Origin of the sequence: Pseudoalteromonas fuliginea, assembly GCF_000690055.1 — a bacterium.
GTDB lineage: Bacteria > Pseudomonadota > Gammaproteobacteria > Enterobacterales > Alteromonadaceae > Pseudoalteromonas > Pseudoalteromonas fuliginea.
This window is the reverse complement of record NZ_JJNZ01000021.1, coordinates 25,849-44,285: the sequence shown is the minus strand read 5'-3', so window position 1 is coordinate 44,285 and position 18,437 is coordinate 25,849. Positions and strand designations below refer to the sequence as shown.

At 38.8% G+C, this 18,437-nt stretch carries 20 protein-coding genes; 5 read left to right on the top strand and 15 right to left on the bottom strand.

Going from position 1 to position 18,437, the window contains the following annotated elements:
• Nucleotides 1-57: 57 nt before the first annotated feature.
• The gene (gene barA / locus DC53_RS13200) at nucleotides 58-2,844 is read left to right on the top strand and encodes a two-component sensor histidine kinase BarA (RefSeq protein WP_033023737.1); all 2,787 of its coding nucleotides are present in this window, start codon (nucleotides 58-60) and stop codon (nucleotides 2,842-2,844) included.
• A gap of 27 nt (nucleotides 2,845-2,871) precedes the next feature.
• Here barA and pdxJ read toward each other — a convergent pair whose 3' ends face one another.
• The 10 genes from pdxJ to rpoE all read right to left on the bottom strand — a co-directional run bounded on the left by pdxJ (nucleotide 2,872) and on the right by rpoE (nucleotide 11,578).
• A complete protein-coding gene (pdxJ, locus tag DC53_RS13205) occupies nucleotides 2,872-3,603 on the bottom strand; it encodes a pyridoxine 5'-phosphate synthase (RefSeq protein ID WP_033028995.1) in 732 nt (243 codons plus the stop codon).
• A 22-nt stretch (nucleotides 3,604-3,625) separates the two neighbouring features.
• A complete protein-coding gene (recO, locus tag DC53_RS13210) occupies nucleotides 3,626-4,318 on the bottom strand; it encodes a DNA repair protein RecO (protein WP_007377525.1) in 693 nt (230 codons plus the stop codon).
• A 20-nt stretch (nucleotides 4,319-4,338) separates the two neighbouring features.
• Nucleotides 4,339-5,271: a GTPase Era gene (gene era / locus DC53_RS13215; RefSeq protein ID WP_033028994.1), complete on the bottom strand. Its 933-nt coding sequence runs from the start codon at nucleotides 5,269-5,271 to the stop codon at nucleotides 4,339-4,341.
• Nucleotides 5,261-5,938: a ribonuclease III gene (gene rnc / locus DC53_RS13220; RefSeq protein ID WP_007377527.1), complete on the bottom strand. Its 678-nt coding sequence runs from the start codon at nucleotides 5,936-5,938 to the stop codon at nucleotides 5,261-5,263. Before rnc ends, era begins: the two co-directional genes overlap by 11 nt.
• A gap of 2 nt (nucleotides 5,939-5,940) precedes the next feature.
• Nucleotides 5,941-6,876 carry a signal peptidase I gene (lepB, locus tag DC53_RS13225; protein WP_033028993.1) on the bottom strand — a complete coding sequence of 312 codons (936 nt, stop codon included), beginning with the start codon at nucleotides 6,874-6,876 and terminating at the stop codon, nucleotides 5,941-5,943.
• Nucleotides 6,877-6,892: 16 nt separating this feature from the next.
• Complete coding sequence (gene lepA / locus DC53_RS13230) at nucleotides 6,893-8,680, bottom strand: translation elongation factor 4 (RefSeq protein ID WP_007377529.1); 1,788 nt, start codon at nucleotides 8,678-8,680, stop codon at nucleotides 6,893-6,895.
• A 275-nt stretch (nucleotides 8,681-8,955) separates the two neighbouring features.
• A complete protein-coding gene (locus DC53_RS13235; protein WP_033028992.1) occupies nucleotides 8,956-9,405 on the bottom strand; it encodes a SoxR reducing system RseC family protein in 450 nt (149 codons plus the stop codon).
• Nucleotides 9,406-9,425: 20 nt separating this feature from the next.
• A complete protein-coding gene (locus tag DC53_RS13240; RefSeq protein WP_033028991.1) occupies nucleotides 9,426-10,376 on the bottom strand; it encodes a MucB/RseB C-terminal domain-containing protein in 951 nt (316 codons plus the stop codon).
• 4 nt (nucleotides 10,377-10,380) lie between these two features.
• The gene (locus tag DC53_RS13245; protein WP_033028990.1) at nucleotides 10,381-10,995 is read right to left on the bottom strand and encodes a sigma-E factor negative regulatory protein; all 615 of its coding nucleotides are present in this window, start codon (nucleotides 10,993-10,995) and stop codon (nucleotides 10,381-10,383) included.
• A gap of 1 nt (nucleotide 10,996) precedes the next feature.
• Nucleotides 10,997-11,578: an RNA polymerase sigma factor RpoE gene (gene rpoE / locus DC53_RS13250; RefSeq protein WP_007377533.1), complete on the bottom strand. Its 582-nt coding sequence runs from the start codon at nucleotides 11,576-11,578 to the stop codon at nucleotides 10,997-10,999.
• Nucleotides 11,579-11,824: 246 nt separating this feature from the next.
• On the opposite strand from rpoE, the gene nadB reads away from it, so the two are divergent.
• A complete protein-coding gene (gene nadB, locus DC53_RS13255) occupies nucleotides 11,825-13,435 on the top strand; it encodes an L-aspartate oxidase (protein WP_033028989.1) in 1,611 nt (536 codons plus the stop codon).
• On the opposite strand, the gene DC53_RS13260 is transcribed toward nadB, so the two are convergent.
• Nucleotides 13,410-13,766, bottom strand: a complete 357-nt coding sequence (locus tag DC53_RS13260) for a hypothetical protein (protein WP_007377535.1) — start codon at nucleotides 13,764-13,766, stop codon at nucleotides 13,410-13,412. The genes nadB and DC53_RS13260 overlap by 26 nt on opposite strands.
• A gap of 55 nt (nucleotides 13,767-13,821) precedes the next feature.
• Nucleotides 13,822-14,073, bottom strand: a complete 252-nt coding sequence (locus DC53_RS13265; RefSeq protein WP_008134821.1) for an FAD assembly factor SdhE — start codon at nucleotides 14,071-14,073, stop codon at nucleotides 13,822-13,824.
• A gap of 164 nt (nucleotides 14,074-14,237) precedes the next feature.
• Between DC53_RS13265 and ygfZ the strand changes: the two genes are divergently transcribed.
• Together ygfZ and DC53_RS13275 are read left to right on the top strand one after the other, a co-directional pair.
• A complete protein-coding gene (gene ygfZ, locus DC53_RS13270; RefSeq protein WP_033028988.1) occupies nucleotides 14,238-15,149 on the top strand; it encodes a tRNA-modifying protein YgfZ in 912 nt (303 codons plus the stop codon).
• Nucleotides 15,150-15,161: 12 nt separating this feature from the next.
• Nucleotides 15,162-15,647, top strand: a complete 486-nt coding sequence (locus DC53_RS13275; protein WP_007377538.1) for an FKBP-type peptidyl-prolyl cis-trans isomerase — start codon at nucleotides 15,162-15,164, stop codon at nucleotides 15,645-15,647.
• Nucleotides 15,648-15,688: 41 nt separating this feature from the next.
• Here the strand turns inward: DC53_RS13275 and DC53_RS13280 are convergent, their stop codons facing one another.
• Genes DC53_RS13280 through DC53_RS13290 form a run of 3 tightly spaced genes read right to left on the bottom strand, consistent with a single transcriptional unit; the run spans nucleotide 15,689 to nucleotide 17,384 of the window.
• Entirely contained in the window at nucleotides 15,689-16,177 is a 489-nt protein-coding gene (locus DC53_RS13280) for a hypothetical protein (RefSeq protein ID WP_007377539.1), read from the bottom strand.
• 26 nt (nucleotides 16,178-16,203) lie between these two features.
• Nucleotides 16,204-17,016, bottom strand: a complete 813-nt coding sequence (locus DC53_RS13285) for a DUF481 domain-containing protein (RefSeq protein ID WP_007377540.1) — start codon at nucleotides 17,014-17,016, stop codon at nucleotides 16,204-16,206.
• A 47-nt stretch (nucleotides 17,017-17,063) separates the two neighbouring features.
• The gene (locus DC53_RS13290) at nucleotides 17,064-17,384 is read right to left on the bottom strand and encodes an HI1450 family dsDNA-mimic protein (protein WP_007377541.1); all 321 of its coding nucleotides are present in this window, start codon (nucleotides 17,382-17,384) and stop codon (nucleotides 17,064-17,066) included.
• 254 nt (nucleotides 17,385-17,638) lie between these two features.
• Between DC53_RS13290 and DC53_RS13295 the strand changes: the two genes are divergently transcribed.
• Nucleotides 17,639-18,430: a crotonase/enoyl-CoA hydratase family protein gene (locus DC53_RS13295; protein WP_033028987.1), complete on the top strand. Its 792-nt coding sequence runs from the start codon at nucleotides 17,639-17,641 to the stop codon at nucleotides 18,428-18,430.
• The last annotated feature ends 7 nt before the right edge of the window (nucleotides 18,431-18,437 follow it).

Here is an 18,437-nt window from a genome sequence, read left to right as displayed (position 1 = left end):
TAGGTGTTGATCCGTATATACTCAAAGGATACTAATAATGATAAAAATGCTTCCATTATGACCAAATTAGGCTTACGCGATTCTGTTTTAACACTGACCCTGATCCCGACGGTGATCATTGGATTGTTACTTGGTGGGTATTTTACAATAAATCGTTACATTGAGCTTGATGAAATTTTATATCAACAAGGGACTACTATTTCAGAGCCTTTAGCAATTGCGCTTGAACAACCACTACAAGAAAAAAACAAACAACTACTTAATCGACTAATTAGCTATACTCATAATAAGCACTCACCCACAGTAAAATCGATTGCCATTTTTGATGATAATAATCAGCTCATCATGACCAGTAATTATCATCGCTCTTTTGATAAGTTAATTAATCAAAAAGCAATGCAAAACTTAAATACTACTCAAGTGCAAAAGTCAGATGAACTCGTCACGTTTTTTACCCCCATTTTCAATCACACTAGCCAAGATTTGAAATGGGAACCGAGTCAATTACAATCACCTTTAGGCACGGTTATTTTACAGCTAAATAAAGATCAAGCTGTAATAGGCCAGCAACGTGCGCTATTAATAAGCGGTATTGTTATTATTCTATCTTTGGTGTTTGCCGCTATTTTAGCATTAAGACTTAGTCGTATGTTTATGACGCCGCTTAATAAACTCGTACTTGCCACCGACAAGTTGGTTGAAGGAAAAAGAAATACGGGACTAACTGATACCATGATCGGTGAGTTTGAACTATTGCGGGAAGGTTTAAATACGATAGCCCATACAATGGTAATGCAAAAAGATGAAATGCAAAAAAACATCGATCAAGCAACCAGTGATTATCGTGAAACATTAGAGCAGTACGAAACTCAAAATATCCAGCTCACGATGGCAAAAAAAGAAGCGCAAGATGCCAACAGAGTTAAGTCTGATTTTTTAGCTAAAATGAGTCACGAACTACGTACCCCTTTAAATGGGGTGATTGGTTTTACACGACAACTTTATAAAACACCGCTAAATAAACACCAAAAAGACTATTTAGACACAATTGAACTTTCTGCAAATAGCCTGATGACGATTATTAGTGATATTTTAGATTTTTCTAAATTAGAAGCCGGTGCAATGGAACTTGAATCAATTCAGTTTCAACTTAGGGATGCCATAAACGAAGTAATGACATTGCTCGCTCCGAGTGCTCATGATAAGCAACTTGAATTATCTATTTATATTAATCAACAAGTCCCTGATGACTTAACTGGCGATCCAACTCGTTTTAAACAAATACTTATAAACTTATTAAGTAACGCTATAAAATTTACTGAAAAAGGCTCTATAAAAGTAGATGTAAGTTACCGATTACTTGATGAAGAGCGTGCTTCTCTATTAGTCTCAGTAACTGATACGGGTGTTGGTATTCCTATGAATAAACAAGACTCACTGTTTACCCCATTTGGCCAAGCTGATTCGAGTATTACTCGAAAGTTCGGTGGCACGGGCTTGGGGCTTATCATTACCAAACATATTGTTGAAGCAATGAATGGCCGAATAACACTCAACTCAGCACCTGGTAACGGCACGTGTTTCACATTCAACAGTATATTTAGATTACCGAATCACGTATTTACCAACGATTTACCGAGTAAATCTCTCATTGGTAAACGTATTTTATATTTAGAACCGCATGAGCATACTCATCACGCTGTTCTATCGTTATTAACACAGTGGCAAACATCAGTTACAGCCTGCTTTAACGAAACCAGTTTTTTAGACGCTATAACAAATAAAGAGCATAAATACGATATTTGCTTAATAGGTCACATGGCTTCTGTTGATGATATGCAGCAATTAAAAAGCTATGTAAAATCAGTTCGCGAATCGACTGACTACTTATATTTAATGTTAAATACAGTTTCGCACAATATGCGAGAAGCGTTTATAGGCAGTGGTGCTGATGCGTGTTTAAGTAAACCACTTAACCACCGAAAACTGTGTGAAGTACTTGCAGCACCATACAGACTAGACCACCCTGTTCATAATATTGAGCAGAATGAACACCAGTTACTTCCACTTAAAGTACTTGTCGTTGATGATAACGATGCTAATTTAAAGCTTCTCCATACTTTATTAAGTGAACAGATTGAAGTAATAGAAACCGCTCATAACGGCTCACAGGCTTATAGTTTAAGTAAAAGCCATAAATATGATGTCATCTTTATGGATATACAAATGCCAATTATGGACGGTATTACTGCATGTAAACTTATTCAAGAGTCATCTCTAAACGAAGATACACCAATCATTGCAGTAACTGCTCATGCACTGAATAGCGAAAAAGAGCAGCTACTTAAAGATGGCTTTAAAGGTTACCTAACCAAGCCTATTGATGAAGACATGTTGAAACAGATAATCAGCGAACATAGCCCGCAGACACCTGTTAATCGTGATAAAACCAAAAATGAAGTACCACAAAGCCCTGCTCCTTTCGAAAGTAATCGTATAGATTGGGCATTAGCACTGCAACGTGCTGGTGGTAAAAATGAGCTTGCTCTTGAAATGCTCAACATGCTGTTATCAAGCATACCTGAAACACTTAGCTTACTTGCAAAAGCAATTGATGATACCAGTTGTAAACAAGTGCTAAGCATTGTCCACAAGTTCCATGGAGCGTGTTGTTACACAGGTGTACCAAGACTTAAGTCATTGGCAGAGACCATCGAAACATCACTTAAGAGCGAATGTATACTTGAGAGTATAGAACCAGAGCTTTTTGAGCTACAAGATGAACTTGAAAGCTTACTTCTCGATTCAAAATCAGCTGAAAAATCTAAAGAAGACACGCTATAATAAGCGTGTCTTTTTAACTAAAATAACTTAAGTTCGTGCTTCAAGCATTAGGCGTTTCATATCGCGGACTGCTTTTTCCAATCCATCAATCGCGGCGCGAGCAATGATAGCATGACCTATATTAAGCTCGTAAATTTCTGGCATTTCTGCAATCGGTTTTACATTATGATAATGAAGTCCATGTCCCGCGTTAACAATCAGCCCCAAACTCGCTGCGTATTTAACACCTTCACGAATGTGCTCTAACTCTTTGTGTAAATCGGTATCATTTGTTGCATCAGCATACGCGCCTGTGTGTATCTCTACATAAGGAGCACCACATTCTTTGGCTGCATCTAATTGCACTTTATCTGCATCAATAAATAACGATACTTTAATGCCTGCGTCAGTAAGCGTTTTTGTTGCGGCTTTAATTTTATCTATATTACCGGCTACGTCTAAGCCACCTTCGGTTGTTAATTCTTCGCGCTTTTCAGGTACTAAACACACGTACTCAGGTTTTACTTCAAGCGCTATTTTTATCATTTCATCGGTAACAGCTGTTTCAAGATTCATACGTGTTTGAATCGTTTTAGCCATCACGTAAACGTCGCGGTCTTGAATATGGCGACGATCTTCACGTAAGTGAATTGTAATGCCGTCGGCGCCTGCGTGCTCAGCAACACTGGCTGCATGAGCAGGGTCTGGATATGTAGTTCCACGCGCTTGGCGAAGCGTTGCAATATGATCAACGTTTACACCCAAAAGAATATCTTTCATTATTTTACCTGTAAAATTACGATTATTGAGAAGCACTAAAAAGCTCACGGCTCTTTAATGGCTTATTACCTAACAAAGGCTTTAATAAATATCGACTTAATTGTTTTGCCATATATAACACATCAGTTTGGCTAAAGTCATGATTTGCTATCGCATTTAGTTGTAAACCGCTAAAGCCAGAACGCGTATCTTCTTGCACTAAAAAACCAAACTCAGGAAAGTAACTATACGTTTGCGTCTCGTCTATTGGTTCACCACTGGCATCAAAACTAAAATCGACGCCATAGCCAAGTAGCTCTAATAATTGAAACTCGTATGAGCGAAGCACAGCTTGTAAATTAGCTCCACTGTTTAGGTTTTCTAAATGCGTTTTATAAAGATGAAAAACCTGTTCTATAGGTTCATTAATAGGCACTATTCGGTTAGTTAATTCATTTAAATAAAAGCCACAATAAAGCTCATCACCTTTTAAAAAAAGTGGTGTGCCATGTAGCTCAAACTTATTGATGTATTTTAGATCGTATTTACCACTGTAATGGACAAGTAGTGGTTGAAAAGGTTGTAACTGAGCTTTATGTTTAGTGGCCTGGCGGCCACTAATGCGTGCAATCATTCTAAGTTGCCCAACGCCTTCTACAAGCATATCAAGCATTACTTGCGAGTCACTGTAAGGACGTCGATGCAATAAATAAGCAGTGTAGAAGTCGCTATCCATAGATAATACTAATTATTGGTTTAGTCTTCACCATAACCTAAGCTTCGTAGTGCTCGTTCATCATCAGCCCAACCAGATTTAACTTTCACCCAAAGCTCTAAAAATACTTTGTTATCAAGCATTTCCTCTATGTCTTTACGGGCTTCACGGCCAATGGTTTTTAGCTTTTCGCCTTTATTACCAATAACCATGCGTTTTTGTGTTTCGCGCTCAACAAGAATTAATCCGTTGATATGCCAAATACCGTTGTCTTGCCATTTAAACTGTTCAATTTCAACAGTAACAGAATACGGTAATTCTTCACCCATGAAGCGCATTAATTTTTCACGGATAACTTCAGCCGCCATAAAGCGCATTGAGCGGTCAGTGACGTAATCATCCGGAAAATAAAACTCACACGGTTGTAAGCGCTTAGTTACTTCAGCTTTGATTAAGTCTATATTTTTTCCCTGTTTTGCAGACACAGGCATAATACCAACAAAATCAAACTTATCGCCTAACCACTTCATATGAGGCAATACAAGATCGCGGTCTTTAACTTGGTCTATTTTATTAATAACCAATAATACCGGCTTACCACTTTGCGATACTTTGTTCAGTACCATGTCGTCATCAGCATTCCAGTGAGTGCCTTCAACTACAAATATAATAAGCTCTACATCACCGATTGAGCTAGACGCTGCACGGTTCATTAAGCGGTTAATAGCACGCTTTTCTTCAACGTGTAGCCCTGGCGTATCGATGTAAACAGCTTGATGTTTACCTTCGGTATGAATACCCATAATACGATGGCGCGTTGTTTGTGGTTTACGTGAGGTAATACTTACTTTTTGCTCAATGATCTCATTGAGTAAAGTCGATTTACCAACATTTGGACGTCCTACAATTGCGACCATGCCACAAAACGTATCTACATCACCTTCACGAGGCTGTATTAGGGTATCAAGATTCATTTTTAATTATCTTCAATGCTTTTTCGGCAGCTTTTTGTTCAGCCTTGCGGCGTGAGCTACCAACAGAAATTATGCTATCCATTCCATCAACAATACATTCAACCGTGAATGTTTGATTGTGTGCCTGGCCTTTAGTATCAACCACAGTGTAACCTGGAAGAGGCAACTTACGGCCTTGTAGATGCTCTTGCAGCAGGGTCTTCGGATCTTTTTGATTAAGCCCTGGTGAAATAGCATCCAAGCGAGATTCATACCACGCTAATATAAGCTCGCCACAGCGGTCGATACCTGAATCTAAAAATGCAGCACCAATAATAGCTTCTACTGCATCGGCAAGCGTTGACTCACGACGGAATCCGCCACTTTTAAGCTCACCCGGACCTAAGCGTAAATAATCGCCCAAGCCAAATTCAAGACCAAACTCGGCAAGAGTTTGACCTCGTACAAGTGTTGAGCGCATACGGCTTAAATCACCTTCACGCGCTTTAGGGAATTTGGCATAAAGTGCATTAGCAATCACAAAGCTCAAAATAGAGTCACCTAAAAATTCTAGTCGCTCATTATGTTGACCTTTGTGGCTGCGGTGCGTCATTGCCTGCTCAAGTAAACCTTGATCAGTAAATACATAGCCAATTTTGTCATATAATTCTGTTACATTTTTTTTCATTGTTACTGAATATTACCTAGGCGCTCAAAGCGAACACCAGTTGGAACCCATCCTGGTAAAATATCATCAGGGCCATTCTCAAATTCAAAACTCATCCATATAAAGACAGCTTTACCCACCAAGTTTTCTTTTGGTACAAAGCCCCAAAAGCGACCATCTTGGCTGTTGTCGCGGTTATCACCCATCATAAAATAATGATCAGCAGGAACAGTCCATTCATCAGAAGGCGTGCCCGGTTGCTGGTAATAACGCCCTTTTCTTTCAGGCGCTTGTGGGTTGATTAAAATATCATGCGTAACTGTTGTTAAATTTTCATTTACGCGAGCTAGAGGCATTGGGCCTTGTTTAAATTCGTTATCATTAATTAATTTAAAATCAATTTTATTGAATTCATTACATAAAAGCTCACCCTGCTGGGTTTCGCCTTCTTTACAATTAGGCTGAATATATAAACGTTTATCACGATAAACAACTTTATCGCCAGGTAAACCTATTGTACGTTTAATATAGTCAACTTTTTCATCTAACGGATATTTAAAAACAACAATATCACCACGTTCAGGTTCACCCATATCAACTAATTGGGTACGCCAAACAGGGTCTTTTATTCCATATGAGTACTTTTGCACTAAAATAAAATCACCAACTAGCAGCGTAGGCATCATTGAACCCGATGGAATTTGAAACGGTTCAAAGATAAATGATCTAAAAATAGTAATCGCAGCAATCATCGGAAAAATCGACTTTGCCGTTTCTGTTATTACTGGCTCTGGTGCTATTAATGCAGCTGTTTCGTCATCTAACGGCGCACCTGCAGACTTTTGCGCTATATCTAAAAGCGCTTGCCTTTTAGGTGCATACAGTAAGTGATCTATTAACCATATTAAGCCTGAGCTCAAAGTTAATAGCACCAATAAAACTGAAAAATAACCAGCCATTTATAATCCTTTGTTTTTATTTACCAACTTTTAAAATAGCTAAAAACGCTTCTTGAGGCACTTCAACATTACCTACTTGCTTCATTCGTTTTTTACCATCTTTTTGCTTTTTAAGTAATTTTTTCTTACGACTCACATCACCGCCATAACACTTAGCGATTACGTTTTTACGTAATTGCTTGACTGTGGTACGTGCAATAACATGCTGTCCAATCGCTGCTTGAATCGCAATATCAAACATTTGACGTGGAATAAGTTCTTTCAATGCATCAGCTAACTGACGACCACGAGATTGTGCACCATCTCTGTGAACAATAATCGCAAGCGCATCAACACGTTCACTGTTGATCAAAATATCAACACGCACCATGTCTGATGTTTGGAAGTGCTTAAAGTTATAGTCAAGCGATGCAAAACCACGGCTTGTAGATTTTAATTTATCAAAAAAGTCCATGACCACTTCAGCCATAGGTAGCTCATATGTAACAGCTACTTGCTTACCGTGATAAGTCATTTTTGTTTGACTACCACGTTTTTCAATACATAAGGTAATAACATTACCTAGGTATTCTTGTGGTACCAAAATATTTGCTTCAACAATTGGTTCACGAATCTCTACAATATCGTTTACAGCAGGTAGATCAGACGGATTATCAATCTGAAATGTACCTTCTTTAGTAACTATCTCATAGATTACCGTAGGTGCAGTTGTTATTAAATCAATATCGTATTCACGCTCTAAACGCTCTTGAATGATTTCCATGTGTAGCATGCCTAAAAAGCCACAGCGGAAACCAAAACCTAGTGCGGTTGAATTCTCTGGTTCAAAGAATAACGACGCATCGTTTAGGCTTAACTTGTTAAGTGCATCACGGAATGATTCATACTCATCTGATGCAATTGGGAACATACCCGCATAAACCTGAGGCTTAATCTTTTGAAAGCCAGGTAAGCGAAGTGGAGCTGCATTTTTTTGATGAGTAATAGTGTCACCTACTGGCGCACCATGTATCTCTTTAATGCCCGCAATAACAAACCCTACTTCACCTGTTCTTAAAATACCGGTGTTGGTTTGCTTAGGTGTAAACACACCCACTTGGTCGGCAGTATGGATATGCTCGTTCGACATTATTTTTATTTTATCGCCAGTGCGTAATTCACCGTGCTTAATACGCACTAGTGATACAACGCCTTGGTATGGGTCAAACCAAGAATCGATAATAAGTGCTTGTAAAGGTGCATCTTTGTCGCCTACTGGTGGCGGAACATCTTTAACAATCATTTCAAGTACTTCAGCAATACCTACGCCTGTTTTAGCACTACACTGCACAGCATCTAGGGCATCAATACCAATAATCTCTTCAATTTCTTCTGCAACACGTAAAGGGTCTGCTTGCGGTAAATCGATTTTATTAAGTACTGGAATTACTTCTAATTCCATTTCAATAGCGGTGTAACAGTTAGCTAGTGTTTGTGCTTCAACGCCTTGGCCTGCATCAACAACGAGTAGCGCACCTTCACATGCAGCTAAAGAACGCGACACTTCATACGTAAAATCAACGTGTCCTGGAGTATCAATGAAATTAAGTTGGTAGGTTTCGCCGTCGTTCGCTTTGTAATTCAACGTTACACTTTGCGCTTTAATGGTAATACCACGTTCGCGCTCAATATCCATTGAATCCAAAACTTGTTTTTGCATTTCACGGTCGGTTAAACCGCCACAAACTTGGATCAAACGATCTGAAAGGGTCGATTTACCATGGTCAATATGGGCGATGATCGAAAAATTACGGATATGCTTCATAAACTGGATTCTATACTTCTATTTTAATGGACTAAATATGAATACCTAAGTGACTTGAAAATACTTGCTTTAGGATGCCATAAGCTCAGTTTGTAAATTACAGACTTAGCTCACGCTTTTTAAGATGGGTTATAATCATTTTATTTAATGAATAACAATAAGTTATGCTTAATAAACTTAAATAAGTCAGTCAGATAAAATAATTTTAAAAACCACAATTCCCTGTATTTCCAAGTTACTTTGGTATAAAACGGCAATTTTACATTTAATTGGCGTCAATCACCATCTATTTGAGTTAAAGGGATACTAATTGGATGAATTTTTATTACTTTTATATCGTGCTTAAGTGATTTAACACGAGTTTTAGCAATAAAAAATCCAGTAATGCCACCTAAAGCCGCCGCTAAGATTTGCCAACCTTCGGCCATTAAAAGTAACTCAGAAGCAATAAATGCAAACGTTAGACTTAAAAATAAAGGTAACATATATACAGCAAAAGCATGTTTAACAACGAGGCTATCATCAAGTGACAAAGTAACTTTTTGACCGACCTCGACTGGTAAGTCGAATCTATATGGAAAGGTTTTTTTTGCGGTGCCGAATAACTTGCCAAACACTTGTGAGCCGCAACGACCATTGCAGCCTTCACAAGCTTGTTTTTGCTGTGCTTCTAAATAAGCAATGTGGCCATCAAGGGCCACAACTGTGAGGGTTTGTTCAATCATAACAATCCTTACGGAATCGCCTATAGTGCGCGGGTAACTGACTCTGCAATTGCTTTTGCGGTCATACTCGGTACATTACCAACAACCGATACATCAAAATTACCGCCATTATGCACATATACCGTCGTTGCACCAGATGTTAATGCACCGCTTAAACGCTTACCAGGTAAAGGTCGCTGTATAAATATAGAGATCTCAACAAAACCATCAGAAAACAAATAATAGTCTGTTAACTCATTATTTAAATCGAGTTTATGTCTGTCAGATTTTAATAATTCAAAGCCATCAGGTAACCAGTTTATACTCCAATTCTTTGCTGTGTTCTCTGCACCACCTAAATCACTTTCTGGTAGAGGCGTTGGAAAGTTACGATTGAGTACTTCCAACAGCATACTAGCAGGCTGTTCAGTAACACTAACATGAGTTAACTGTAGCTGTTCAAGCGCCTCACCTTCGTGGTTCACGTACGCTGCTTTTAAAAGTAAAGACGACTCCATATCAAGCCAAATCCAGTAGTTATATTTGAATTCATCTTTGGATTCAATTCGAACTAATTGAGCCGCACGCCCTGCAATGCGCCCTTTACCACCCATTACAAAATCATAATGTGCGCTCAAGCGCTCAATGTCTTTAAATAACACTTCAGGAATGGGGCCTGCAATCGAATCAGTTTTAAGAGAGTATGGCTCTGACTGCGGTTCAAAATAAGTGACTTGATTATTAACACGAACCATTTCAAGGCCTGCGCCATTGAGTAAACTTAAATGCTCAAGCTCTGTGTCGCCTTGTTTGGCATGGATCCAACGATATGGTTCCATTGTTTTACCCTTAACAACCACAAATGAAGCATCAAAATTACGGTTATGTACGGCATTAGCCATTTTAAGTAATAAATCTTTGGCAGGATTTATATCGTTGGCAAATGCAGTAAAGCTAACTACCAACGACAGAATAAAAGTGATTACTTTCATTTAATTAGTTTTTTTCCTCTTGCGCTTTTATACTATTTTGCGCTGTTTGAAGCGAGTTAGCAACACGTGCTTGTCGTTGATGCTCTAAAACTAATGCGCCAATACGTTGTTGCTGCAATTCACGTAAGCCTTGTTCAGCATTTTCAAGCGCTGGCTCAGATGAGTAACTTACTGGCGAAGCCATACCTGTTAAAGGGGTAGTTTGCAGTAAAGGGATTTCGCTTTGCTGCTGATTGTTACTTTGCGGAAGTGTATTAACGCCCACAATAGCAAACATTGCCACACTTGCTGCAATCGCTAGTTGGGCAACAGGTTTGCGCCAATTAAAAGCAACTACATTATTTTTTACAGTTTCAGTGACTGCTTGAGGCTCTGTGTTTGGCTGGTTGAAGTCAGCATAAACAGGCTCGCTTTCTAATGCTAATGCAACGCGATCGCTAATATCAATATGTATGTCATTATTATTTTTTTGAGCACGCATTGCATCACCAATTAACGCATAACGGCCAAACGTGGTTACATCTTGCTCTGCAATTTTTGCATCAGTTAGATGTTGTTCGCCATCAAGTAATGCCGATAACACTTCGTTATCTAACTTGTTAAGGTGTGCTTTCGTCATACTAAGACTCGCCTATTAATGGGTTTAATTTGTTATCAATTGCTTCTCGGGCACGAAAGATACGCGAACGCACCGTCCCGACAGGGCAATCCATGACCACTGCTATTTCTTCATAGCTCATCCCTTCGATTTCTCTTAGGGTTATCGCAGTTTTAAGATCTTCAGGCAAACTATCAATCGTATTAAAAATAACAGCGCGTACTTCTTCGCTTAAAAGTAGATTTTCAGGGGATGCATTTGAACGCATCGAATCCGCACAGTCATAAAATTCAGCTTCTTCAGCGTCGATATCATTTGCTGGCGGTTTACGGCCCTGTGCTACTAAGTAATTTTTAGCACAATTAACGGCAATACGGTATAACCAAGTATAAAAGGCACTATCACCTCTAAAGTTTGGAAGTGCACGATAAGCTTTTATAAATGCTTCTTGTGCTACATCTGCAATATCACCTTGGTTTGATACATAACGTGATATCAAACCTGCAATTTTATTTTGATACTTCTTTACTAATAGATTGAAGGCGTTTTTATCACCCTGCTGAACCCTTTTTACTAGCGCTAAATCTAATTCCTGCTCGCTCATTCGAGCCGGTACTCCTATGTCTGATTTTTGCTTGTTATTCATAGTGTCGCTATTGTTCACAAATACTCTGACCTCTACATGAATAAAAAGTTCTGTTTAATATTATTTTTTTATAAAATAGTTCATAAATAACAGCGTTAGGCTATTAAAATCACTACGTAGTAATATGACAAATATGATACAACTACAGATATTGAAAACAAATATTGCTCTATACGAGCATTGTAACCGCAAAGTACCTCTGACATGAACCAAAATAAACACCACATTGCTGATGTCGCTATTATCGGTAGCGGCGCAGCAGGCTTATCACTAGCTTTATCTTTAGCTAATTTTTGTAACGTTACCGTAATTAGTAAAGGGGCTCTGACAGAAGGCTCTACATTATATGCTCAAGGCGGTATAGCTGCTGTATTTGATAAACAAAATGACAGCATAGAATCCCATGTAGAGGATACACTCGATGCTGGCGGCGGCTTGTGCAACAGAGGAGCCGTCCACTACACTGCAAGCAACGCCCATGATTGCCTGCAATGGTTAATTGATCAAGGCGTGCCTTTTGATATGGAATTTGATAGTAAAGGCAAAGAGCGCTTTCATTTAACGCGCGAAGGCGGTCATAGCCATCGTCGTATTTTGCATGCAGCTGATGCGACTGGCAAAGCAGTACAAACTACATTAATAAGCCAAGTAAAAGCGCATAAAAATATTACACTTTTAGAGCAATACAACGCGATTGATTTAATTACTGATAAAAACACCGAAAAAACAGCTTCGCATATTCACGGTATGTATGTGTGGAACAAAAAAGCTAAAAAGGTAGAAACCATTTCGGCAAAATTTGTTGCTCTGGCGACCGGCGGGGCAAGTAAAGTGTATTTGTACACCTCAAATCCTGACGTATCAAGTGGCGATGGTATTGCAATGGCGTGGCGGGCGGGCTGTAAAGTGGCCAATATGGAATTTAATCAGTTCCATCCAACAAGTTTATATCACCCTGAATTACAAAACTTCTTAATTACTGAAGCTATGCGTGGTGAAGGCGCTTATTTAAAACGCCCTGACGGCACTCGCTTTATGAAAGACTTTGATGAGCGTGAAGAACTTGCTCCACGCGACATTGTTGCACGCGCAATCGATTTTGAAATGAAACGCCTCGGCGCAAACTGTGTTTACCTAGATATTAGCCACAAAGATAAAGATTTTATTATTGAGCACTTTCCTACTATTTATGCGAAATGCTTAAGTGTAGGGCTTGATATAACCAAAGAAGCAATCCCAGTTGTCCCCGCTGCCCACTATACTTGCGGCGGTGTAATGACCGATTTTAACGGAAAAACCGATTTAGATAATTTATACGCTGTGGGTGAAGTAGCTTATACAGGCCTTCACGGTGCAAATCGCATGGCAAGTAACTCATTACTTGAATGTATTGTGTTTGCCCATGCTGCTGCAAAAGATATTTTAAGTAAAATAGAGCATGCGCCAGAGCCTATAGCACTTCCGTATTGGGATGAAAGCCGAGTTAGTAACTCCGATGAAGAAATTGTAATTACCCATAACTGGCATGAACTACGATTATTCATGTGGGATTACGTTGGTATTGTTCGATCAACTAAGCGTTTAGAGCGTGCACTGCACCGAGTTGAACTATTACAGCAAGAAATACATGACTACTATGCTAATTTTAGAGTCAGTAATAATTTGTTGGAGCTACGTAATTTAGTGCAAGTAGCTGAATTAATCATTAGAAGTGCAATGGAACGCAAAGAAAGCCGTGGCCTTCATTACACTATTGATTACCCTGAGCAAAACGAAAATCCAACACCAACTATTTTGACCCCGCAGCGCCACTAATAGCGCTAAGTGTTGCACGTTTTAATCGAGCATAGCTTTGTTCGTTAACTCCATTGGCTGAAATAATTAGCCAATGGTTTTTACTAAAGCCTTTAATATAAAGCCATACACTGCTACCAAGTATGCGACTTTGAGTACTTATTTCACCTTGAATTTTTAGCGACTGACTTTCAAATCTAAATAGGTTTGGCTCTAAAATAACAACTCCCCGTATCGGGTGAGCAGCTAAAACTTTTCGCCAAACAAATAATCCAGCCACTGTATTTACTACAACACAAAAAAGCATTGCCAGTACAGAACTTAAAAATAAGCATAATATCAAAGCCAGCATACAAAAAAAGACCACAACTGGTTTATGGTCTGCTTTATTATCTGTAACTGTAAATCTATACACGAACTCTATCTAAAATAAGTGAAACCATTGTATTTAACTGCTCATCTTTACACTCTTGATGCCCCATAAACCATGCAAATAAATCAGGGTCTTCTTCTGTTAGCAAACGCTGAAAGATAGCTTGCTGCTCTGTGCTCAAAGAGTCGTATGCTTCTTCTACAAACGGCATAAACAAAACATCTAGCTCTAACATGCCACGACGGCAAGCCCAACGAATACGTGCTTTACTATGAATTTCAACCATTTTAAACCTCATACTTAATTGACTCGAGTTTAACAAATGCGTGTCAACTTATCAGCTATTAATCGCCGATTAAAATAATAATCCACGCCAATTAGCGCTTGTCTGTACCATACGTAACAACTGCGTTATTATGTCACTTCATTTATATTGCAAAGAAGGTTTTTATGTCGAGCGTTTATGCATGTCCGTTATCTCATCAACTTATTAGCCTTAGCGGTGCTGATAAATTATCTTATTTGCACGGGCAAATTACTCAAGATCTCAATAAATTAACCAGCAGTAACTATTTATGGACTGGCCATTGCAGTGCCAAAGGAAAGCTTTGGGGTGTATTTAAATTATTTTCTTATCAAGATAACTATTACCTTACAGGTAGCGCAGCCGAAGTAGAAAAGTCGTTAGTTGAACTTAAAAAATACGCTGTATTTGCAAAGGTCGATATAAATGTCTCCTCTGAGCGTTTAATTGGCTTAATCGGCGATGACTTAACAGACGTACTTGCTCAGCTTAGTATAACATTTGAAGACGATGCTACTGCGTGCGACTTGAGTTATGGTAAAGCATTAAAGTTAGCAGATAATCGCGTGTTATTGATGGTTGATAGCAAATTTAGTATTCCTGATAATATATCGACTCTTGATAACGATGCGCCCTGGAAACAAGCAGCAATTTTAGCCGGCGAACCACAATTAAGTAGTGAAGCTATTGGGGAATATGTTCCGCAGATGGTTAACCTACAAGCTATTGGTGGCATTAGCTTTAAAAAAGGATGTTATACAGGTCAAGAAACTGTGGCCCGTATGAAATACCTTGGTAAGAATAAACGCGCAATGTATATCGTTTCAGGACAAAGCGAAGGGCTACTTTCAGAGCTTGATCTGGAAACCCAGTTAGGCGAAAACTGGCGCCGTGCGGGTAAACTTATAACGCAAAGTTTTGATGAGCAAACAAGTAAACTAACAGGCCTCGTTGTGTTGCCAAACGATACTGATGTAACTCAGGTACTTCGTGCAAAACATACACCTCAGGTGGAGCTAAGCATTCTGCCTCTACCCTACTCTCTTGAAGATGAATAAATAGGAATGACTATGATCGTTGCGGCAAACAAAGTGGTAAAAATGCATTATTCGGTAATGGATAATGATGGTAATAGCATTGATAACTCGTTCGGTGGTGAGCCGCTACACTTTATCATTGGCACAGGCTATTTAATTTCAGGCCTAGAAAATGCTTTGCTGGGCAAGCAACCAGGCGACACGCTTAGCGTAAAGGTTGAACCTGAAGAAGGTTACGGCGAGCGCCACGACAACCTAATGCAAGCGGTACCTAAATCAATGTTTGAAGGTATGGAAATTGAAGTTGGCATGCAATTTCGTGCATCAACAGATGATGGCGACCAATCAGTAATGATCATCGATATTCAAGATGAAGAAGTGATTGTAGATGGTAATAACCCGCTTTCAGGTATAACACTTAACTTTGATGTAGAAATTCTAGAAGTGCGTGATGCAACACAAGACGAATTAACTCACGGCCACGTACATGGCGAAGGTGGGTGTGGCCACGACCACTAATATTGTATACAGCAGATAAAAAAGCGCCTAAGGCGCTTTTTTTATATCATATTGTTGCGCTTAACCACTTCAGTTTCGCTTTTTGTCTTACTAGGAAGTGCTATTGATACTTTCTTTTCTTTCAATGCGGCTAGTAAACCTTTTTGATCGTTTGTACCTACACGATACATAGTGCCATCCTTAAGCGTTAGCTGTATTGCACTAAAACCAGATACTGTATACACCCAACCATCGTGAGTAATACGGATACCTATACCATGGCGATATGAATTTTGTACTGCTTTTACTTCAGTAATCTCGCTAAGCAAAATACTTTGCCCAGCAACACCAGGCCCAAACGCCCAACTTATTTTATTATCATCAACTTTTACTGTTAAGCCATGAAACAAAAAGCCCACCAGCACTAAAATACCAGTAAATATCATTAAGGGTCCATCTGCACCTAATAAGTTCCACGCTAGTGCAACAAATCCGCCTATCCATGCTAATACAAAAAAAATGAACACCGCATACTGCTTATGCTGATACATAACACTCTCTAAAATTAAATAAATACTTAAAAGTTATAAACCAAGGTTGCACTAAGCTCTGAATCAAACTTAAGTTTATCATCCTCGGGTTTTGAATTATAACGGTACATATACGCAAACTTAAGTGATACAGCACCAACGACTTGGCTTATTAATGCTGTTTCTGATTTAAAGCGAGAATTAAGACCCGAAAGCGATTGCTCTACACTGACATCTTGATTAAAACGAGTTCGCTTAGAAACCAAACGCTCCCATTGCATTGCAACTCTGACTAAATAACCCGTTTTATTTATATCATCCTCACTTACATCTGATTCTTCATCAGCAACGGAGCGATATAAACCGGGTCCTACATCAATATCAACTTTGTTTTTAACACCTTGATATACACGAGTACCGTAACCGGTTGCGATTGTGCTTTTAAAATCTAAGCCGCTAAATTCATCTTCTTCGTAATCGCCGTAAATAAAAAAGGATGAGTTTTTCACACCCACTTTATAATTACCCTGTGCAGAGACAAACACACGATTAGCTGTTACATCGCTGTCGCCTGTTTCATCGTTTTCATCGCGCTTATAAAGGGAGTCTATTTTGAATTGATTACGCCACTTCTCAAAGTCTTGATATAAATTACCTTTGAGCTTAAAACTGGTCGAATTAGCGTTGCCTTTGCTAAGAATAAAGCCAAACTCAGTATCCCCATAAAGCATTTCACCTTTGTGTAACTCATGGATCTCTTCATCCGAAAGCTGTCCATATTCATGAAAATCTTCAAAAGGATCAACAGCCCAGCTTGGGCTACTAATCAATAAGAGAATTAAAAATAAATACTTACGCACAAATACGCTCTCTTGCACACAATTATAAACAAACAAGCAATATGGGCTTATTCACTTTCTTTCCATAAAATATGACAAAACGGCGCGTCTTTATCACGACTAATTAAAATTTTTGCAAATAAGGCATCTTCATTTTCAAATTCTAAACCGACTAACACTTGAATAAAGTGCTCTGGTTCAATTTCAAGTGCCACAAAATCTTGCCATTGGTCATCTGGCTCATCTTCTTCAATAAAGCCAAGATCTTCTCGGTATTGATTAAAGTCTTCAACATCTTTATCGCTCAAGTTATTTGGCGCTAGCTCTAAAAAAATATCATAGGCTTGATGAGTTGCTTCTTCTATCGTGTGTAAACGTGGGCCAGACATGAGTGATTAACCTCTAAGCTTTTAAGTGACATCATAATAACAAAACTAGCATCTATATAGATAAAAAAACGCTTAAATACCTTACTTTTTTATCATCACTGCACTCATTTCGAAATATTTATATTGTTATTAGCAAGATCAACAATATAAGACTTTGAATTACTCAATTAATTCATTTTTTGTGTAAAAACTTTCTCTCTTTACTTAGTTAACTTAACAACATAAGCTCAAGTAACAGGTCAGAGGAGTGTGTAATGATAAAACTAGAAAAACAACATGGCATTGCTACCGTCACGCTTAGTAGAGCAAAAAAGCAAAACGCATTAAGCTTTCAAATGTTTGTAGAGTTAAACAAAGCCATTAAAAGCATAAAAAGAGATCGCAGTATTCGTGCTGTAGTAATAAAAGGCGATGGCGAGCATTTTTGTGCAGGCCTTGATATATCAGCTGTCATGGCGGCACCATTGAATATTATAAAATTATTGCTCAAATGGTTACCTGGCAATCAAAACTTAGCGCAAAAAGTAGTATTAGGCTGGCAGTCACTAAGCGTTCCTGTTATTGCACAAATTGATGGCAACTGTTTAGGAGGGGGCTTACAAATAGCACTAGGTGCCGATTACAGGATTGTTCATGTTGATGCCAAGCTTGCCATTATGGAAGCACGCTGGGGGCTGTGCCCCGATATGGGCGCAAATGTAATGATGAGCGGTTTAGTTAAGCGTGACCAAGCACTTTGGCTTGCAAGCCACGCAAACCCAATCACAGCACAACAAGCAAATGAGCTAGGTTTGGTTACTCAGCTTACCGATGATACTCAACAAGCCACGCAAAACATGCTCAATACATTACTCGAGCGCTCACCCGATACGCTTGCTGCTATTAAACGTGTTACACAACTTAGCTATAAACCAAACCAACGAAAAATACTCGCTAAAGAAACCTTCAGCCAAATTCGCTTATTGCTAAACCCAAACACTAAAAAAGCAATTGCTAAAGCAAAAGGAAAAGCGGACATAACCTACGCAAATACAAAGCACTGGTAGACAATGC